Here is a 16,918-nt window from a genome sequence, read left to right on the forward strand (position 1 = left end):
CGTACGACAAGGAGGCTGCCCATGTCCCCCATGCCCGCGTCCCTTTCCGAACCTCGGGTGGGGGTGTGGCTGATCGGAGCCCGCGGCTCCGTCGCCACCACCGTCATCGCGGGCTGCGCGGCCCTCACCGCCGGCCTGCACCCCCCGACGGGCGTGGTCACCGAGACATCCCTCTTCGCCGAGTGCGGCCTGCCCACGCTGTCCTCCCTCGTCTTCGGCGGCCACGACACCGTGGACTGCCCACTGCCGAAACGGGCCGAGGCCCTGGCCGCCGGTGGTGTGCTCCCACCCGGCCTCCCCTCGGCGATCGCGGCCGAACTGGCTGCCGCCGACGCGGAGATCCGCCCCGGCGGCCCCGTCCCCGGCGACACACGGGACGAGTCCGAGCTCGTGGACGCCTTCGCGACCGATCTGCGCGATTTCGTACGACGACGGGGTCTGACCCGGGCGGTCGTGCTGAACGTGGCCTCCACCGAACCCGCGCCCGTGGGCTCCGCCCTGCCCCCGAGCTCGCTCTACGCGGCGGCGGCGCTGGCGGCCGGCTGCCCCTACGTGAACTTCACCCCGTCCACCGGTCTGCACCACCCGGCGCTGGCCTCGGCGGTACGCGCCGGCCGCCTCCCGTACGCGGGCCGCGACGGCAAGACGGGCCAGACCCTGCTGCGGTCGGTGCTCGGCCCGATGTTCGCGCAGCGTGCACTGGAGGTCCGCGCCTGGTCCGGCACCAACCTGCTCGGCGGCGGCGACGGTGCCTCCCTCGCCGACCCGGCCGCCGCCGCGGCCAAGAACGCCGGCAAGGAACGGGTCCTCGCGGACACCCTGGGCGGGGCCCCGCAGGGCGAGGTCCACATCGACGACGTACCGGCCCTCGGCGACTGGAAGACCGCCTGGGACCACATCGCCTTCGACGGCTTCCTCGGTACCCGGATGATCCTGCAGACCACCTGGCAGGGCTGCGACTCCGCACTGGCGGCGCCCTTGGTCCTCGACCTCGCGCGCCTGGTGTCCCGCGCGCACGAGGCCGGTCTCTCGGGCCCCCTGAGCGAACTCGGCTTCTACTTCAAGGACCCGATGGGCGACGGGCCCGCGGCGCTGGGTGAGCAGTACGCGGCCCTGGCGGGGCTCGCGGGGCGGCTCCGCGCACTCCCCGGGGAGACCCGATGACGCCGCGCCCGCCCGGGCCGGACCAGACGACCACGACGAGCCCGCCGCAGGGCCTGAGCCAGGGCCCGAGCCAGAGCCCGCGAGCGGGTACAGCATCCGGGGCCGGGGCCGGGGCCGGGGCCGGCGACGGGGCGGGGGCCGGGGCCAGGGCCGGGGCCTGGGCCGAACTCCTCCGTCTGCCCGCCCTGTTCACCGTCCCGGGCGACGCCCTCGCCGGTGCCGCCACCACCGGCAACCGCCCCAACCCCCGCACCCTGCTCGCCATCGCCTCCTCCCTCTGTCTGTACGAGGCGGGCATGGCCCTCAACGACTGGGCCGACCAGGCCGAGGACGCCCTCGAACGCCCACACCGCCCACTGCCCTCCGGACGCATCCGCCCGCCCGCGGCCCTCGTCGCCGCAGGCGCCCTCACGGCGGCGGGCCTGGCCCTGGCAGCACGCGCCGGACGCCCGGCCCTCGCCGTCGCGGCCCCCCTCGCGGCCACCGTCTGGGCGTACGACCTCGCGCTCAAGCGAACCCCCGCCGGGCCGGCGGCGATGGCCACCGCACGGGGCCTGGACCTGCTCCTCGGCGCGACGGCCACCGGCGGCAGCGCCCGCCCCGCCCTGCCCTCCGCCCTGACCCTGGCCACCCACACCCTCGCGGTGACCACGGTGTCCCGCGGCGAGACCCGGGGCGGTTCGCCGCTCGCACCGCTGGTCGCGCTCGCCACGACGGGCACGCTCGCCTGGACATTGACGAGGACCCCGCAGGCCCCGGGCACGGCCCCCTCCCGATACCCCGCCGCGGCCCCTTCCCGGCACCCCGCCGCGGACACCCTGCGCACCGTCCTCGCCGCCGCCTTCGTCGCCACCTCGGGCCGCCCCCTCCTCCACGCCGCCCTCAACCCCTCACCCCCGCTCACCCAGCGAGCCGTCGGCGGCGGAATCCGCGCGATGATCCCCCTCCAGGCCGCCCTCGCGGCCCGCTCCGGCGCCCTCGCCTCCGCCCTTCTCACGGCCGCCCTCGCCCCGGCGGCCCGCAGATTCGCGAGAAAGGTGAGCGTCACATGACCCCGTCACCCCACCGCACGAACCCCCGGCCCCAGGGCACGAACGCCCACCCCCTCCGCTTCGGCTACGGCACCAACGGTCTCGCCGACCTCCGCCTCGACGACGCCCTCGCCCTCCTCGCGGACCTCGGCTACGACGGCGTCGGCCTGACCCTCGACCACATGCACCTGGACCCGCTGGCCCCGGACGTCGCCGCCCGCACCCGGAAGGTGGCCCGCAGGCTGGACACCCTCGGACTCGGCGTCACCGTCGAGACCGGCGCCCGCTATGTGCTCGACCCGCGCCGCAAGCACGGCCCCTCGCTCCTCGACCCGGACCCGGCCGACCGGGCCCGCCGCGTCGACCTCCTCATCCGCGCCGTCCGCATCGCCGCCGACCTCGGCGCCCACGCCGTCCACTGCTTCAGCGGCGTACTCCCGGCCGACCCGACCCACCTGGCCGACCCAGCCGACCCGGCCCATCCCGCCGCCACGGCCGACCCCGCCGAGGACTCCGCCTGGAAGCGCCTCGCCGAGACGCTCACCCCCGTGCTGGACGCGGCCACCCACGCCGGCGTCCCGCTCGCCGTCGAACCCGAACCAGGTCATCTCCTCGCCACCCTCGCCGACTTCCACCACCTGCGCCGCATCCTCGGCGACCCGCCCGCCCTCGGCCTCACCCTCGACATCGGCCACTGCCAGTGTCTGGAACCCCTGTCACCCGCCGACTGCGTCCGTGCCGCCGCCCCCTGGCTGCGGCACGTCCAGATCGAGGACATGCGCCGAGGCCACCACGAACACCTCCCGTTCGGGGACGGGGAGATCGACTTCCCGCCCGTACTCGAAGCCCTGGCCGCCACCGGATACCAGGCGCTGACCGTCGTCGAACTGCCCCGCCACTCCCACGCGGGTCCCCACTTCGCCGCACAGTCCCTCCCGTTCCTCCACCGCGCGGCCCGGGCGATCCCCGCAGGCGCCGAAGGGAGCACCCCGTGAACCACCACCCGCACGCACCCCACGGCAGCACGGCGAGCCACCCGGCCGAACCCGCCCTCGCCGCCCTGCACGCCCGCCTGAACACCTCCCTCGCCCCGCCCGCCCGCGCCTGGCTGGACCAGGCCCTCGACGAGGCCGCCGACCACCCCGGCACCCACGGACCCATCTCCGTCTGGGAGTTGCGCATCGCCGAGGCGGGCCGCCGCTGCGGCCCCGAGCACGCCGACGCCGCCCGCGTGCTCCTCCTGCACGCCGCCCGCGCCGACCCGGACGCACTCGCCCGCGTCTACCGGCAGGGCACGGCCGCCGAACGCCGGGCCGTCCTGCACGCGCTGCCCCACCTCGTGCCCGGCCCCGGCGCGCTGCCCCTCGTCGAGGACGCCCTGCGCACCAACGACACCCGACTCGTCGCCGCCGCCCTCGGCCCGTACGCCGCCCGCCACCTGGACGCCCACACCTGGCGGCACGCCGTCCTCAAATGCCTGTTCACCGGCGTACCCGTGGACGTCGTGGCCGACCTGGCGCCGCGCGCCCACGCGGACGTCGAACTCGCCCGGATGCTCGGCGACTACGCGCGGGAACGCACCGCCGCGGACCGTCCCGTCCCCGAGGACCTGCACCGCGTCCTGGCCCTGACCGAGCCCACCGCCGCCCCCGCAGGCCCGTGCGGTCCCTCCCGCACATCCGGCAAGGAGTCCTGATGCGCATCTTCGACCCCCACATCCACATGACGTCACGGACCACCGACGACTACGAGGCCATGCACACCGCGGGTGTCCGCGCCCTCGTCGAGCCCTCCTTCTGGCTCGGCCAGCCCCGCACCTCGGTCGCCTCCTTCCTCGACTACTTCGACTCCCTCCTCGGCTGGGAACCCTTCCGCGCCGCCCAGTACGGCATCGCCCACCACTGCGCGCTCGCCCTCAATCCCAAGGAGGCGAACGACCCCCGCTGCGCCCCCGTCCTCGACGAACTGCCCCGCTATCTCGTCAAGGACCAGGTCGTGGCCGTGGGCGAGATCGGCTACGACTCGATGACCCCCGCCGAGGACACCGCCCTCGCCGCCCAGCTGCAACTCGCGGCCGACCACGAGCTCCCCGCGCTCGTCCACACCCCGCACCGCGACAAGCAGGCCGGCCTGCGCCGCACCCTCGACGTCGTCCGGGAGTCCGCCCTGTCCCCGGACCGCGTCCTGGTCGACCACCTCAACGAGAACACCGTCAAGGAGGCCAAGGACAGCGGCTGCTGGCTGGGCTTCTCCGTCTATCCCGACACCAAGATGGACGAGGAACGCATGGTCGCCGTCCTGGCGGAGTACGGACCGGAGCGGGTGCTCGTCAACTCGGCCGCGGACTGGGGCAGAAGCGACCCCCTCAAGACCCGCCGCGTCGCCGATGCCCTGCTGGCCTCCGGGTTCACCGCGGACGACGTCGACCGTGTGCTGTGGCGCAACCCCGTCGCCTTCTACGGCCTCAGCGGCCGGCTGAGCCTCGACGTCACCACCCCCGACGTCACCCACGAAGGCAACTCCATCCTGCGCGGCGGGGAGTGAGTGATGCGCTACCGCCATCCCGACGGCTCCACCGTCCACCTCGCCTACTGCACCAACGTCCACCCTGCCGAGACCCTCGACGGCGTCCTCGCCCAACTCCGCGACCACTGCGAACCCGTCCGCCGCCGTCTCGGCCGCGACCGGCTCGGCATCGGCCTGTGGCTGGCCAGGGACGCCGCTCACGCCCTCGTCACCGACCCCTCCGCGCTGCGCGGCCTGCGCACCGAACTCGAACACCGCGGCCTCGAAGTCGTCACCCTCAACGGCTTCCCCTACGAAGGCTTCGGCGCCGAAGAGGTCAAGTACCGTGTGTACCAGCCGGACTGGGCCGATCCCGAACGCCTCGCCCACACCACCGACCTGGCCCGAGTCCTCGCCCAGCTCCTGCCCGACGACGTCACCGAAGGCAGCATCTCCACCCTGCCCCTCGCCTGGCGCACCGCCTACGACCAGGAGCGGGCGACGGCAGCGCACACCGCGCTGACCACGCTCGCCGAACGCCTCGACGCCCTCGACGAACTCACTGGCCGCTCCCTGCGCATCGGCCTGGAACCGGAACCCGGCTGCACCGTCGAGACCACCCGTGACGCCCTCGTCCTGCTCACCGCGATCGGTCACGACCGCATCGGCATCTGCGTCGACACCTGCCATCTCGCCACCTCCTTCGAAGACCCCCACACCGCCCTGGACGCGCTCGCACAGGCCCGCGTCCCCATCGTCAAATCCCAGCTCTCGGCCGCCCTGCACGCCGAACACCCCCATCTCCCCGAAGTCCGCGCGGCCCTCGCCGCCTTCGACGAACCCCGCTTCCTGCACCAGACCCGCACCCTCACCGCCGCGGGCCTGCGCGGCACCGACGACCTCGGCGAGGCCCTCGCCGGCGACGCCCTGCCCGACGCCTCCCCGTGGCGCGCCCACTTCCACGTCCCGCTGCACGCGGCCCCCGCCGCACCCCTCACCTCGACACTCCCCGTCCTGCGGGCCGCACTGACCCGCCTCGTCGGCGGCCCACACCCCCTCACCCACCACCTGGAGGTCGAGACCTACACCTGGCAGGCCCTCCCGCCGGAGCTGCGCCCCCGAGCCCGCGCCCAGCTCGTCGACGGCATCGCCGCCGAACTCACCCTCGCGCGGGACCTGTTGACAGACCTCGGCCTCAAGGAGCTGCCGTGACCCCACCACCACAGGAGCCGGCCGGCCCCACTCCTCTCCTCGTCCTGGACGTCGTCGGCCTCACCCCCCGTCTCCTCGACCACATGCCCCACCTCAAGGCCCTCGGCCAGTCGGGTTTCCGCGCCCCGCTCGGCACCGTCCTGCCCGCCGTCACCTGCGCCGCCCAGTCCACCTTCCTCACCGGCACCCACCCTTCAGAGCACGGCATCGTCGGCAACGGCTGGTACTTCCGCGAGCTCGGCGACGTACTGCTGTGGCGGCAGCACAACGGCCTGGTCTCCGGCGACAAGCTGTGGGACGCCGCCCGGCGCGCGCATCCCGGCTACACGGTCGCCAATATCTGCTGGTGGTACGCCATGGGCGCCGACACCGACATCACCGTCACTCCCCGTCCCGTCTACTACGCCGACGGCCGCAAGGAACCCGACTGCTACACCCGGCCCCCGGCCCTGCACGACGAACTCACCGAGAAATTCGGCACGTTCCCCCTGTTCCACTTCTGGGGTCCCGGCGCCGACCTCGTCTCCAGCCGCTGGATCATCGACGCGACCCGCCACATCAACCGCACCCGCCGACCGGACCTGACCCTCTGCTACCTCCCTCATCTCGACTACGACCTCCAGCGCTTCGGCCCCGACGACCCGCGCTCCCTCCAGGCGGCCGCGGACCTCGACGCGGCCATGGCTCCCCTCCTCGACGACGCGAAGGCGGAAGGCCGCACCGTCGTCGCGCTCTCCGAGTACGGCATCACGCGCGTGGACCGCCCCGTCGACATCAACCGCGCCCTGCGCCGCGCCGGACTCCTCGAAGTGCACACGCAGGACGGCATGGAGTACCTCGACCCGATGACCTCCCGAGCCTTCGCGGTCGCCGACCACCAGATCGCCCATGTCTACGTGCGCCGCCCCGAGGACCTGGAGGCCACCAAGGCAGCCCTCGCCGACCTGCCCGGCATCGAGCGGCTCCTCGACGACGAGGGCAAGAAGACCCACCACCTCGACCATCCGCGCTCCGGCGAACTCGTCGCCGTCGCGGAGCCGGACGCCTGGTTCACGTACTACTACTGGCTCGACGACGCCCGCGCGCCCGACTTCGCGCAGCTCGTCGAGATCCACCGCAAACCCGGCTACGACCCGGTCGAACTCTTCATGGATCCCCTAGACCCCTACGTCAAGGTGAAGGCGGCCACGGCACTGGCCCGCAAGAAGCTCGGACTGCGCTATCGCATGGCGGTCGTGCCGCTGGACCCCTCACCTATTCGCGGCAGCCACGGCCGCCTTCCCACGAGCGAAGACGAAGGTCCGCTCCTCATCTGCTCCACCCCCCACACCGCTCCCGGCCGCATCGCGGCCACCGAAGTGAAATCCCTGCTGCTCGACCTGGCCGGCCTCACCTGACGAGACCTGACGAAGCGTGACGAGCAACTACGGAAAGTGAAACACGCGCCACTGACAACGCGTCCGGTGAGCGCTTCGCGCGCCTCTGACCTGCGCACGAGCAGCAGACCCAACGGCACCCGTCAAAGCCGTACACCGACCCGAAAGAGAGAAACCGTGACCGCCTTCCACGACGAGCCCGCGACCGGCGAAGCCCTGCGCCGCGCTCTCGGCCTCAACCGCCGCCGTTTTCTGAGCACCTGCACCGCCGTCGCGACCGCGGCGATCGCGGCACCCGTCCTCGGTGCCTCGCCCGCCCTGGCCCAGGACCGGGACAGAGGCCACGACCAGGAGCATGGCCACGGCGGTGACGTCCTCGTCCCCGCGAACAAGCGCGGCATCATCCTCTACACCGTCCGGGACGCCACGGGCCGCGACCCGCTCGCCACCGACCTGCCCGCCGGATTCCGCGAGGTCTTCAAGCAGCTCTCGCGCTTCGGCTACCGGCAGGTGGAGTTCGCCGGATACGGCCAGCACGCCAACGCTCCCGGCGGCGCGAGCCTGGAGTCCGTGCAGGGCGCCAGGCTGCTGCGTTCCTGGCTCGACGAGTACGGGCTGCGGGCGCAGGGCAACCACGGCTTCATACCCCCGTCCTGGCCCCTCACCACGGCCGACCTGGACACCTTCAAGAAGCACCTGGAGATCGCCAACATCCTCGGCATGGCGCACATGGGCACCGGTGGCGACCCCACCGGCAGCGCCTACCGCGCCGACTGGGACGTGGCCGCCGACAAGTGGAACGCGCTCGGCGAGATCGCCCGCCGCGAGGGCCTCAAGCTGTACACCCACAACCACGACGCGGCGTACGGCTTCCTGCTCGACGGCGGCCCGCTGGACGCCCAGGGCCACCCGACCCGCAGCTCCGGCATCCGCAAGCTGGAGTACTTCCTGAAGATCACCGACCCGAAGGTGGTCTGGCTGGAGATGGACATCTTCTGGGCGCACGTGGCCCAGTACAAGTTCCACACGTACACGGCCCACGACGGCTCCACCCAGGAGAAGGTGTTCGATCCCGCCGGGCTCGTCGTCCGCAACAACAAGCGTTACCCGCTCTTCCACGCCAAGGACGGCGTCGTCAACACGACGAACGGCATGGGCTACGACATGGTGCCCTTCGGCACCGGCGTCATCGACTACACCACGTTCTTCTCGCGCGTCGGTGACCGGAACTACCACAACCCGATGGTCGAGCAGGACAACGCCCCGAGCGCCACGGATCCCGGGCAGTCACTCACGCACGCGAAGATCGGCTACGACAACCTCGCGGCCCTCCGCAAGCGGCGTCACTAGCTTCGCGGCAGTGCACCGGGCGGCCCTCCCCACAACGCGCCACGTGGGGAGGGCCGCCCGATCGGTGCTCTGTGCCGGTAGGAGAATCTCTCAACCCGTTGACCAGGAGACCTCTCAGCTCGCGGGCTGCGGCTGGGGAGTGCGTACCTCGCTGTCGCGTCCCGGCTGCTTCAGCAGCAACGCGATCGCCGCCGCCAGCATCGAGATACCACCGGCCAGCGCGTACGCGCCGTTGTAGCCCCAGGCCGCGACCACCATCGAGCCGAGACCGCCGCCGAACAGGCCGCTGATCAGCTTGCCGCTGTACACCAGGCCGTAGTTGGTGGCGTTGTAGTTCTCGCCGAAGTAGTCCGGGGTCAGGGCCGCGAACATCGGGTAGAACGCGCCGCCGCCGAACCCGGAGAGGAAGGCGAAGAACAGGAACAGCCACTCGCTCTTGATGTCTCCGGCCCAGATCACCCCGAACTGCGCGAGCCCCAGCACGACGATGACGAACACCAGGGTCAGCTTGCGGCCCCAGGTGTCGGACAGCCAGCCCACCACGGCCCGCCCGATGCCGTTGATCACGGCCATGATGCCCATGGAGGACGCCGCCACCAGCGGTCCGAAGCCCACCTCCTTGGCGAAGTCGACCTGGAAGGAGATCCCGAAGATCGACACGCCCGCGGTCATGACCAGCGTGATCCACATCAGGGGCAGCACACCCGTCCTGATGGCCTCCTTGGGCGTGTACTGCTTCACCGCGGGAGGGTTCTTGGCGAGGGCGGCGGAGGTCTTGCTGTTGCCGCCGTACGTCAGCGGGTCGATGTCCGAGGGCCACCAGTTCTTCGGCGGGTCCTTGAAGAAGAACGCGCAGGACAGCACGACGATCATCACGTAACAGCCGATGAGGTCCAGGACGCGGTGGTAGTTCCCGGTGTCGAACGCGTAGTTGAAGATGAAGATGAACGGCAGGGATCCGTACGCGAATCCGCCGTTGACGAATCCGGTCCGCGCGCCCCGGCGCTCGGGGAACCACTTGCCGACCATGTTGATGCAGGTCGCGTACACCAGGCCGGAGCCGAGGCCGCCGATGACGCCGAAGCCCAGGATGGCCAGCAGCACGTTGCTCAGGTGCGAGAGGGCCAGGAAGCCGATCACACACATGACCGCGCCGATGTACATGGCCCTGCGGGCGGTGAGGATGCCCCGTTCCCGCAGCCAGCCCGCCGGGAAGGCTATGCCGGCCTGGAAGAAGACCCAGACGCTCAATATCCAGAAGGTGTTGCTCTGCGTCCAGCCGTGGGCGTGGGACAGGGTGTCCTCGGCCGAGCCGTACGCGTATTCGAAGACGCTGATGGCCATCATGGCGATCCACGGCAGATACACCATGAACTTGCGGGAGTGGCCGAGGATGTCGCGGTCCGTCTCACCGACCCGGTAGACACGGCCCCGGGCGTCGGTGACTTCGCGGTACGAGCGGTTCGAGGCGCCGGCGGCGGCCGACGCGCCCTGGGTGGCGATGGGTTCTGTCGTCATGTCACGCCATCTCCTCGCCGAGCGGTTGCGGATTGGGGACGATGCTCCGGGCCTTCGGCCGGCCCGGTGATTTGAGGAACAGCGCCAGCACGGCGGAGGCGAGGCCGATGGAGCCCGCGAGCACGAAGGCCCCGTGGTAGTCCCACGCGCCGACGACGACCGCGCCCATGCCCGAGCCCACCAGGCCCGAGATCAGCTTCGAGCTGTAGACCATTCCGTAGTTGGACGCGTTGTTGTTCTCGCCGAAGTAGTCCGCCGTCATGGCCGCGAACAGCGGGAAGATCGCCCCGCCGCCGAAGCCGGAGACCATGGAGCAGAACAGGAAGAACGGCATGCTGCCCATCTGGCCGGAGACCAGCACCCCGAACTGGGCGGAGCCCAGCACCAGACAGACGATGATCAGTGTGTTGCGGCGTCCGAAGCGGTCGGAGATCCAGCCGATCACGCCGCGACCCGTGCCGTTGACGATCGCCTTCAGGGACATCGCGGTGGCCACGATCCCGCCCGCGAACCCCATGTCCTTGCCGAACGGTACCTGGAAGGCGATGCCGAAGATGTTGATCCCGGCGGTGCACAGCAGACAGAACCACATCATCCAGAGAACGGGCGTACGGGCGGCCTCCTTGGGGGTGTACTGCTTCACCGCCGGCGGGTTCTTCTCCAGCGCCCGGCGGATCCTCGGGTCGTCGGACACCTTCAGCGGGTCCACGTGCGGCGGCCACCACCCCTTGGGCGGGTCCTTGAAGAACCAGCCCGCGAAGGCGACCACGGCACAGCAGACCAGGCCCACCGTCACCAGGACTCCCTGGTAGTTGCCGAGGTCCATGTACGAGGTGAACAGGAAGACGAAGGGCACCGAGCCATAGGCGAAACCGCCGTTGACCAGGCCCGTCTTGCCGCCCTTGCGCTCCGGATACCACTTGCCGACCATGTTCACGCAGGTCGCGTAGACCAGGCCGGCGCCGATACCGCTGAACATGCCGAAGCCGATGTACGCGACGGTGACATGCGGCGCGAACGCGAGCGACAGGTACCCCAGGACCGTGCCCAGAGCGCCGAGCATCATGGCGTACCGCGCGGGCAGCCGTCCGCTCTCCCGCAGTTGCCCGGCCGGGAAGGCGACGGCGGCCTGGAAGAATATCCAGACGCCCATCAGCCAGAAGATGTGCCCACTGCCCCAGAGATGGGCGTCGTGCAGGGTGTCCTCGGCGGAGGTGAACGCGTACTCCGAGGAGCTGATGCCCAGCATCCCCATCCAGGGGAAGAGCACCATGGTCCAGCGTGGTCGCCCCATGATGTCCCGATCGGTCTCACCGATGCGGTACAGGCGGCCGTTGCGATCCGTCACCTCCCTGTAGGGGACGGATGTCGATAGGTCGGTGGTTGTCATGTCGGTTCAGCACCCCTCGCGTCGAAAGATCTGGCCAGCGCCCCCTGTCCAAATGCCTTTCGTGTGCGCACGGGTCCTGGGGGCGGCCGACGCGCACCGTCGGCCGCCCCCGCCCTGGTTCACCTCATGAACCGCCCCCCAACAGGCCCGCCGCCCGCGCCCAGCGATACTTCGCGCCGAGCACGGCCACCGGCTTCTCCGTCGTGTACGGGTACGCCACGACCCCCCGCTCGTACAGGTACTGGCAGGCCTCTTCGACCTCGACGTCACCCGCGAGCGACGCCACCACGGGCTTCTCGATGCCGCGCTCACGGAATTCGGCCACCACGCGCGCGGTGAGCTCGGCGAAGACCATGGGCGGGGTCACGATGGTGTGCCAGTAGCCGAGGACGAGCGCGTGGATGCGAGAGTCCTCCAGGCCCAGCCGGATCGTCGCCTCGTACGTCGACGGCGGCTCGCCCCCGGTGATGTCCACCGGGTTGCCCGCGGCCCCGAAGGGCGGGATGAAGGCCCTGAAGGACGCGTCCAGGTCCGGCGGGATCTCCATCAGGGACAGGCCGTTGTCCGTCACCGCGTCGGACAGGAGCACACCGCTGCCGCCCGCACCCGTGATGATGACGACGTTGCCGCCCTTGGGGGTGGGAAGTACGGGCAACGCGCGCGCGTACTCCAGCATTTCGTTCAGCCCGGGAGCCCGGATGACGCCGGCCTGCTTCAGGATGTCCTCGTACACGGCGTCGTCGCCCGCGAGCGCGCCGGTGTGCGAGCCGGCGGCCTTCGCCCCGGCGGCCGTACGCCCCGCCTTCAGGACGACGACCGGCTTCTTCGGGACCGTCGCGCGCGCCGCCGCCACGAAGGCGCGGCCGTCCTTCAGGTCCTCCAGGTGCATCGCGATGCATTCGGTGTGCGGGTCCTCGCCGAACCAGGTGAGCAGGTCGTCCTCGTCGAGGTCCGACTTGTTGCCGAGCCCGACGATCGCGGAAACACCCGTCTTCGTAGTGCGCGCGAAGCCCAGGATGGCCATTCCTATGCCACCGGACTGCGAGGTGAGCGCGACGCCGCCCTTCACGTCGTACGGTGTGCAGAACGTGGCACACAGGTCCTGCCAGGTCGAGTAGTAGCCGTAGATGTTCGGCCCGAGCAGCCGGATCCCGTACCGCTCGGCGATGGCCACGATCTCGTCCTGGAGCTCGTGCTCGCCGGTCTCCGCGAACCCGGAGGGGATCAGTACGGCGTTGGGGATCCCCTTGCGTCCCACCTCCTCCAGGGCCGAGGCCACGAACTTGGCGGGGATCGCGAAGACCGCCACATCCACCTCACCGGGAACGTCGGTGACACTCTTGTACGCCTTGCGGCCCTGAATGTCATCGGCCTTGGGGTTCACCGGGTGGATCTCGCCGGAGAAGCCCCCGTCGACGAGGTTGCGCATGATCGAATTGCCGATCTTGCCCTGCTCGTTGGAGGCACCGATCACGGCCACGGACGAGGGCTCCATCAGTCGCCGCATCGACGTGAGGATCTCCTCGCGTGTGTACTTGCGCCGTTCCTTGGGGACCGAGTCCGCGAGGATCACGCGGATGTCCGCGGCGACCGCGCCCTCCGGAGTGGCGATCACCGGGTTGAGGTCCACCTCGGCGATCTCGGGGAAGTCCGCGACGAGTTCGGAGACCCGGCGGATCTGCTCGGCGATCGCCCACCGGTCCACCGGCGGCGCGCCACGCACCCCGCGCAGGATCTCGGCCGCCCTGATCGAGTCCAGCATCGACAGCGCCTCGTCGGCGTCCACGGGGGCGAGCCGGAAGGTGACGTCCTTCAGGACCTCCACCAGCACCCCACCGAGCCCGAAGGCGACGACCTTCCCGAAGGTCGGGTCGGTCACCGCCCCGACGATGACCTCCTGCCCTTGGGGGAGCAGCTCTTGGACCTGGACGCCCTCGATACGGGCCTCAGGGTCGTACGCCCGCGCGTTCTCGACGATCCTGTGGAAGGCGGCGCGTACGTCCGCCGCGCCCTCCACACCCACGATCACGCCGCCGGCGTCGGTCTTGTGCAGGATGTCCGGCGAGACGATCTTCATCACGACGGGTCCGCCGAAGCGCGCCGCGTACGCCACCGCCTCGTCGACGTCCGTCGCCAGCTCCTCGCCGGGGACGGCGATCGCGTACGCGTCGGCGATCACCTTTCCCTCGGGCGCGGTGAGCGCGCTCCGCCCTTCGGCCCGCACGGCGTCGAGGAGCGTGCGCACCCGGAGAATCCGGTCTTCGGCCATCACTCAGATCACTCCGTTCGACTTGAGCAGGCGAAGTTCCTCGTCGCCGAGGCCGAGCTCGCCGATGTAGACCTCTTCGTTGTGCTCGCCGAGCAGCGGCGAACTGGTCACGTCAACAGGGGAGTCGGAGAGCTTCAGTGGGCTGCCCACGGTCACGAACTCACCCCGCTCGGGGTGCGGCACCGACACGACCATCTCGTTGGCGACCAGCGACTCGTCCTCGATGATCTCCTTGGTCGACAGGATCGGGCCGCACGGGATGTTGTGGGCGTTGAGCTTCTCCAGCACCTCCCACTTGGGAAGCGTGGCCGACCACTCCTCGATGAGCTGGAACATCTTGGTGAGCTGCGGCAGCCGGGCCTCCGGGGTCGCCCACTCGGGGTCGTCCGCCAGCTCCGGCCGCCCGATGAGCTCGGTGATCGGCTTCCAGCCCACGGGCTGCACGATGACGTACACGTAGTCGTTGGGGCCGCCCGGAGCGCACTTGACCGCCCAGCCAGGCTGGCCGCCGCCGGACGCGTTGCCGGAGCGGGGAACCTCGACGCCGAAGTCGTCGTTGGGATATTCAGCGAGCGGGCCATGTGTCAGTCGCTGCTGATCGCGCAACTTCACCCGGCAGAGGTTGAGCACGGCATGCTGCATGGCCACGTTGACCCGCTGCCCGCGCCCGGTGTTCTCCCGCTGGTACAGCGCCGCGAGAATCCCCGCCACGGCGTGCACGCCCGTGCCCGAGTCACCGATCTGGGCCCCCGTCGCCAGCGGCGGCCCGTCCTCGAAACCGGTGGTCGACATCGACCCGCCCATGGCCTGCGCGACGACCTCGTACGCCTTGAAGTTGGTGTACGGGCCGTCCCCGAACCCCTTGATGGAGGCATAGACGATCCGCGGATTGATCTCCTGGATGCGGTCCCAGGTGAAGCCCATGCGGTCGACCGCGCCCGGTCCGAAGTTCTCGACCATGACGTCGGAGCGCCGGATCAGTTCGGTGAGGATCTCTTTGCCGCGCTCGGTCTTGGTGTTGAGGGTGATGCTCCGCTTGTTGCAGTTGAGCATCGTGAAGTAGAGGGAGTCGACGTCGGGGAGGTCGCGCAGTTGCTTGCGGGTGATGTCACCGGTCGGCGCCTCCAGCTTGACGACGTCCGCGCCCAGCCAGGCCAGCAGCTGCGTGGCGGACGGACCCGACTGGACGTGCGTCATGTCGAGGACACGGACGCCTTCGAGAGCCTTGGTCGACGTTCCTGTGATCGGGGTGATCGGGGTCATCGCGGGCACCTCACTTGTACATCGTCTGGTTCATGGTTCCGGGGGCGTACGCGTCCGGGTCGACCCAGACGTTGATCAGCGAAGGCTTGCCCGACTCCCGGGCACGCCGGAGCGCCGGGCCGATGTCGGCGGGGTCGCGGACCTCCTCGCCGTAACCGCCCAGCATCTGCGCGAACTTGTCGTAGTGGACGTCGCCGAGGGTGTTGCCGACCCGTTCGCGCTCCAGGCCGTACTTCTGGGCCTGGCCGTAACGGATCTGGTTCATGGAGGAGTTGTTGCCGACGATGCCGACGAAGGGGAGGTCGTAGCGGACGAGGGTCTCGAAGTCCCAGCCGGTGAGGGAGAAGGCGCCGTCCCCGAAGAGGGCGACGACCTCCTTGTCGGGCCGTGCCTGCTTGGCCGCGAGCACGAACGGGACGCCGACGCCGAGCGTCCCGAGCGGGCCCGGGTCCATCCAGTGCCCGGGTGACTTGGGCTGGACGACCTGCCCGGAGAAGGTGACGATGTCGCCGCCGTCCCCGATGTAGATCGAGTCCTCGGTGAGGAAGTCGTTGATCTCGCTGACCAGGCGGTACGGGTGGATCGGCGAGGCGTCCGACTTCAGGCTGGGCAGCCGCTTCTCGATGGCCGTCTGCTCGGCCGCCCGCAGCTCGTCCAGCCACTCCTTGCGCTTCGACGCGCCGCCGTTGAGGCGCCCTGAGGCTGCCTCGGTGACCGACTTCAGGATCAGACCCGCGTCGCCGACGATGCCGAGGTCGATGTCCCGGTTCTTGCCGACGGTCCGGTAGTCGAGGTCGATCTGCACGACGGTCGCGTCCGGGGAGAGCCGCTTGCCGTAGCCCATGCGGAAGTCGAAGGGCGTACCCACGATGACGATGACATCGGCGTTGGAGAAGGCGTACCGGCGCGAGAGCTGGAAGTGGTGCGGGTCCCCGGGCGGCAGCGTGCCGCGCCCCGCGCCGTTCATGTACGCCGGGATGTTGAGGGTGCGGACGAGCTCGATGGCGGACGCGGTGCCGCGCGTCGTCCACACCTGGCTGCCCAGCAGGATCGCCGGCTTCTCGGCGTGGACGAGGAGGTCGGCGAGCCTCTCGATCGCCTCGGGGTCACCGGCCGAGCGGGTCGAGGCCCGGTAGTGGCCGGCGGCCGGGATCCGGGCCTTCTCCACCGGCACCCTGGCGTCAAGGACATCGCGCGGGATCTCCAGGAAGGAGGGGCCGGGCGCGCCGTGGAAGCACTCCCGGAACGCCATCGACACCATGTCGGCGGCGCGCGCCGTGTCCGGCACCGTCGCCGCGAACTTGGTGATCGGCGTCATCATGTCGACGTGCGGCAGGTCCTGCAGGGACCCCATCTTGTGCTGGGTGTGCGCTCCCTGGCCGCCGATGAGCAGCATCGGGGACTCGGCGCGGAAGGCGTTGGCGACGCCGGTCACGGCGTCGGTCGTACCGGGACCCGCCGTGACGACGGCGCATCCGGGCTTGCCGGTGATGCGTGCGTAGCCGTCGGCGGCGTGGGCGGCGACCTGCTCGTGACGGACGTCGACGACCTCTATGCCTTCGTCGACGCAGCCGTCGTAGATGTCGATGATGTGGCCGCCGCACAGGGTGTAGATGACCTCCACACCTTCTGCTTTGAGTGCCTTGGCGACCAGATGCCCACCGGAGATGAAGTCCTGGCTGATGTCGTCGGGCATGGCGAAGTCCTGTCCCTTCGTAGGGGGTTGGAACGCTCTCGCGGTACATTGCATACAGTCGACGAATACTGTATGAAGCTTGTTATCCCGCATCCGGTGGGTGGTGTCCAGGGGGCGTGCGGCATTTTCCGGGGGTCTGGGAGT

At 70.5% G+C, this 16,918-nt stretch carries 13 protein-coding genes; 8 read left to right on the forward strand and 5 right to left on the reverse strand.

Going from position 1 to position 16,918, the window contains the following annotated elements; genetic code table 11:
* Nucleotides 1-30 precede the first annotated feature (30 nt).
* The 8 genes from FNV62_RS41415 to FNV62_RS41450 all read left to right on the forward strand — a co-directional run bounded on the left by FNV62_RS41415 (nt 31) and on the right by FNV62_RS41450 (nt 8,638).
* Complete coding sequence (locus FNV62_RS41415) at nt 31-1,164, forward strand: inositol-3-phosphate synthase (protein WP_164331964.1); 1,134 nt, start codon at nt 31-33, stop codon at nt 1,162-1,164.
* Complete coding sequence (locus FNV62_RS41420) at nt 1,161-2,216, forward strand: SCO3242 family prenyltransferase (protein WP_143628954.1); 1,056 nt, start codon at nt 1,161-1,163, stop codon at nt 2,214-2,216. Before FNV62_RS41415 ends, FNV62_RS41420 begins: the two co-directional genes overlap by 4 nt.
* Nucleotides 2,213-3,190 (forward strand): sugar phosphate isomerase/epimerase family protein, encoded by a 978-nt coding sequence (locus FNV62_RS41425; protein WP_143628956.1) that lies wholly within the window; start codon nt 2,213-2,215, stop codon nt 3,188-3,190. Before FNV62_RS41420 ends, FNV62_RS41425 begins: the two co-directional genes overlap by 4 nt.
* A complete protein-coding gene (locus tag FNV62_RS41430) occupies nt 3,187-3,891 on the forward strand; it encodes an EboA domain-containing protein (protein WP_164331839.1) in 705 nt (234 codons plus the stop codon). Before FNV62_RS41425 ends, FNV62_RS41430 begins: the two co-directional genes overlap by 4 nt.
* Nucleotides 3,891-4,739 (forward strand): TatD family hydrolase, encoded by an 849-nt coding sequence (locus FNV62_RS41435; protein WP_143628958.1) that lies wholly within the window; start codon nt 3,891-3,893, stop codon nt 4,737-4,739. The genes FNV62_RS41430 and FNV62_RS41435 overlap by 1 nt, the downstream gene beginning before the upstream one ends.
* A 3-nt stretch (nt 4,740-4,742) precedes the next feature.
* Nucleotides 4,743-5,912: a metabolite traffic protein EboE gene (eboE, locus tag FNV62_RS41440; protein ID WP_144315987.1), complete on the forward strand. Its 1,170-nt coding sequence runs from the start codon at nt 4,743-4,745 to the stop codon at nt 5,910-5,912.
* Nucleotides 5,909-7,309: a nucleotide pyrophosphatase/phosphodiesterase family protein gene (locus tag FNV62_RS41445; protein WP_143628962.1), complete on the forward strand. Its 1,401-nt coding sequence runs from the start codon at nt 5,909-5,911 to the stop codon at nt 7,307-7,309. Before eboE ends, FNV62_RS41445 begins: the two co-directional genes overlap by 4 nt.
* 156 nt (nt 7,310-7,465) lie before the next feature.
* Nucleotides 7,466-8,638: a sugar phosphate isomerase/epimerase family protein gene (locus FNV62_RS41450; protein WP_143628964.1), complete on the forward strand. Its 1,173-nt coding sequence runs from the start codon at nt 7,466-7,468 to the stop codon at nt 8,636-8,638.
* Between the two features lie 114 nt (nt 8,639-8,752).
* On the opposite strand, the gene FNV62_RS41455 is transcribed toward FNV62_RS41450, so the two are convergent.
* The 5 genes from FNV62_RS41455 to FNV62_RS41475 all read right to left on the reverse strand — a co-directional run bounded on the left by FNV62_RS41455 (nt 8,753) and on the right by FNV62_RS41475 (nt 16,774).
* The gene (locus tag FNV62_RS41455) at nt 8,753-10,156 is read right to left on the reverse strand and encodes an OFA family MFS transporter (protein ID WP_143603492.1); all 1,404 of its coding nucleotides are present in this window, start codon (nt 10,154-10,156) and stop codon (nt 8,753-8,755) included.
* Between the two features lies 1 nt (nt 10,157).
* Complete coding sequence (locus FNV62_RS41460) at nt 10,158-11,546, reverse strand: OFA family MFS transporter (protein WP_097287090.1); 1,389 nt, start codon at nt 11,544-11,546, stop codon at nt 10,158-10,160.
* 124 nt (nt 11,547-11,670) lie between these two features.
* The gene (locus FNV62_RS41465) at nt 11,671-13,815 is read right to left on the reverse strand and encodes an acetate--CoA ligase family protein (protein ID WP_143609877.1); all 2,145 of its coding nucleotides are present in this window, start codon (nt 13,813-13,815) and stop codon (nt 11,671-11,673) included.
* A gap of 3 nt (nt 13,816-13,818) precedes the next feature.
* Nucleotides 13,819-15,078: a formyl-CoA transferase gene (frc, locus tag FNV62_RS41470; RefSeq protein ID WP_054230194.1), complete on the reverse strand. Its 1,260-nt coding sequence runs from the start codon at nt 15,076-15,078 to the stop codon at nt 13,819-13,821.
* A 10-nt stretch (nt 15,079-15,088) separates the two neighbouring features.
* Nucleotides 15,089-16,774: a thiamine pyrophosphate-binding protein gene (locus tag FNV62_RS41475; protein ID WP_143603494.1), complete on the reverse strand. Its 1,686-nt coding sequence runs from the start codon at nt 16,772-16,774 to the stop codon at nt 15,089-15,091.
* Between the last annotated feature and the right edge of the window lie 144 nt (nt 16,775-16,918).

It is taken from the genome of Streptomyces sp. RLB3-17 (assembly GCF_007113425.2).
Lineage (GTDB): Bacteria > Actinomycetota > Actinomycetes > Streptomycetales > Streptomycetaceae > Streptomyces > Streptomyces mirabilis_D.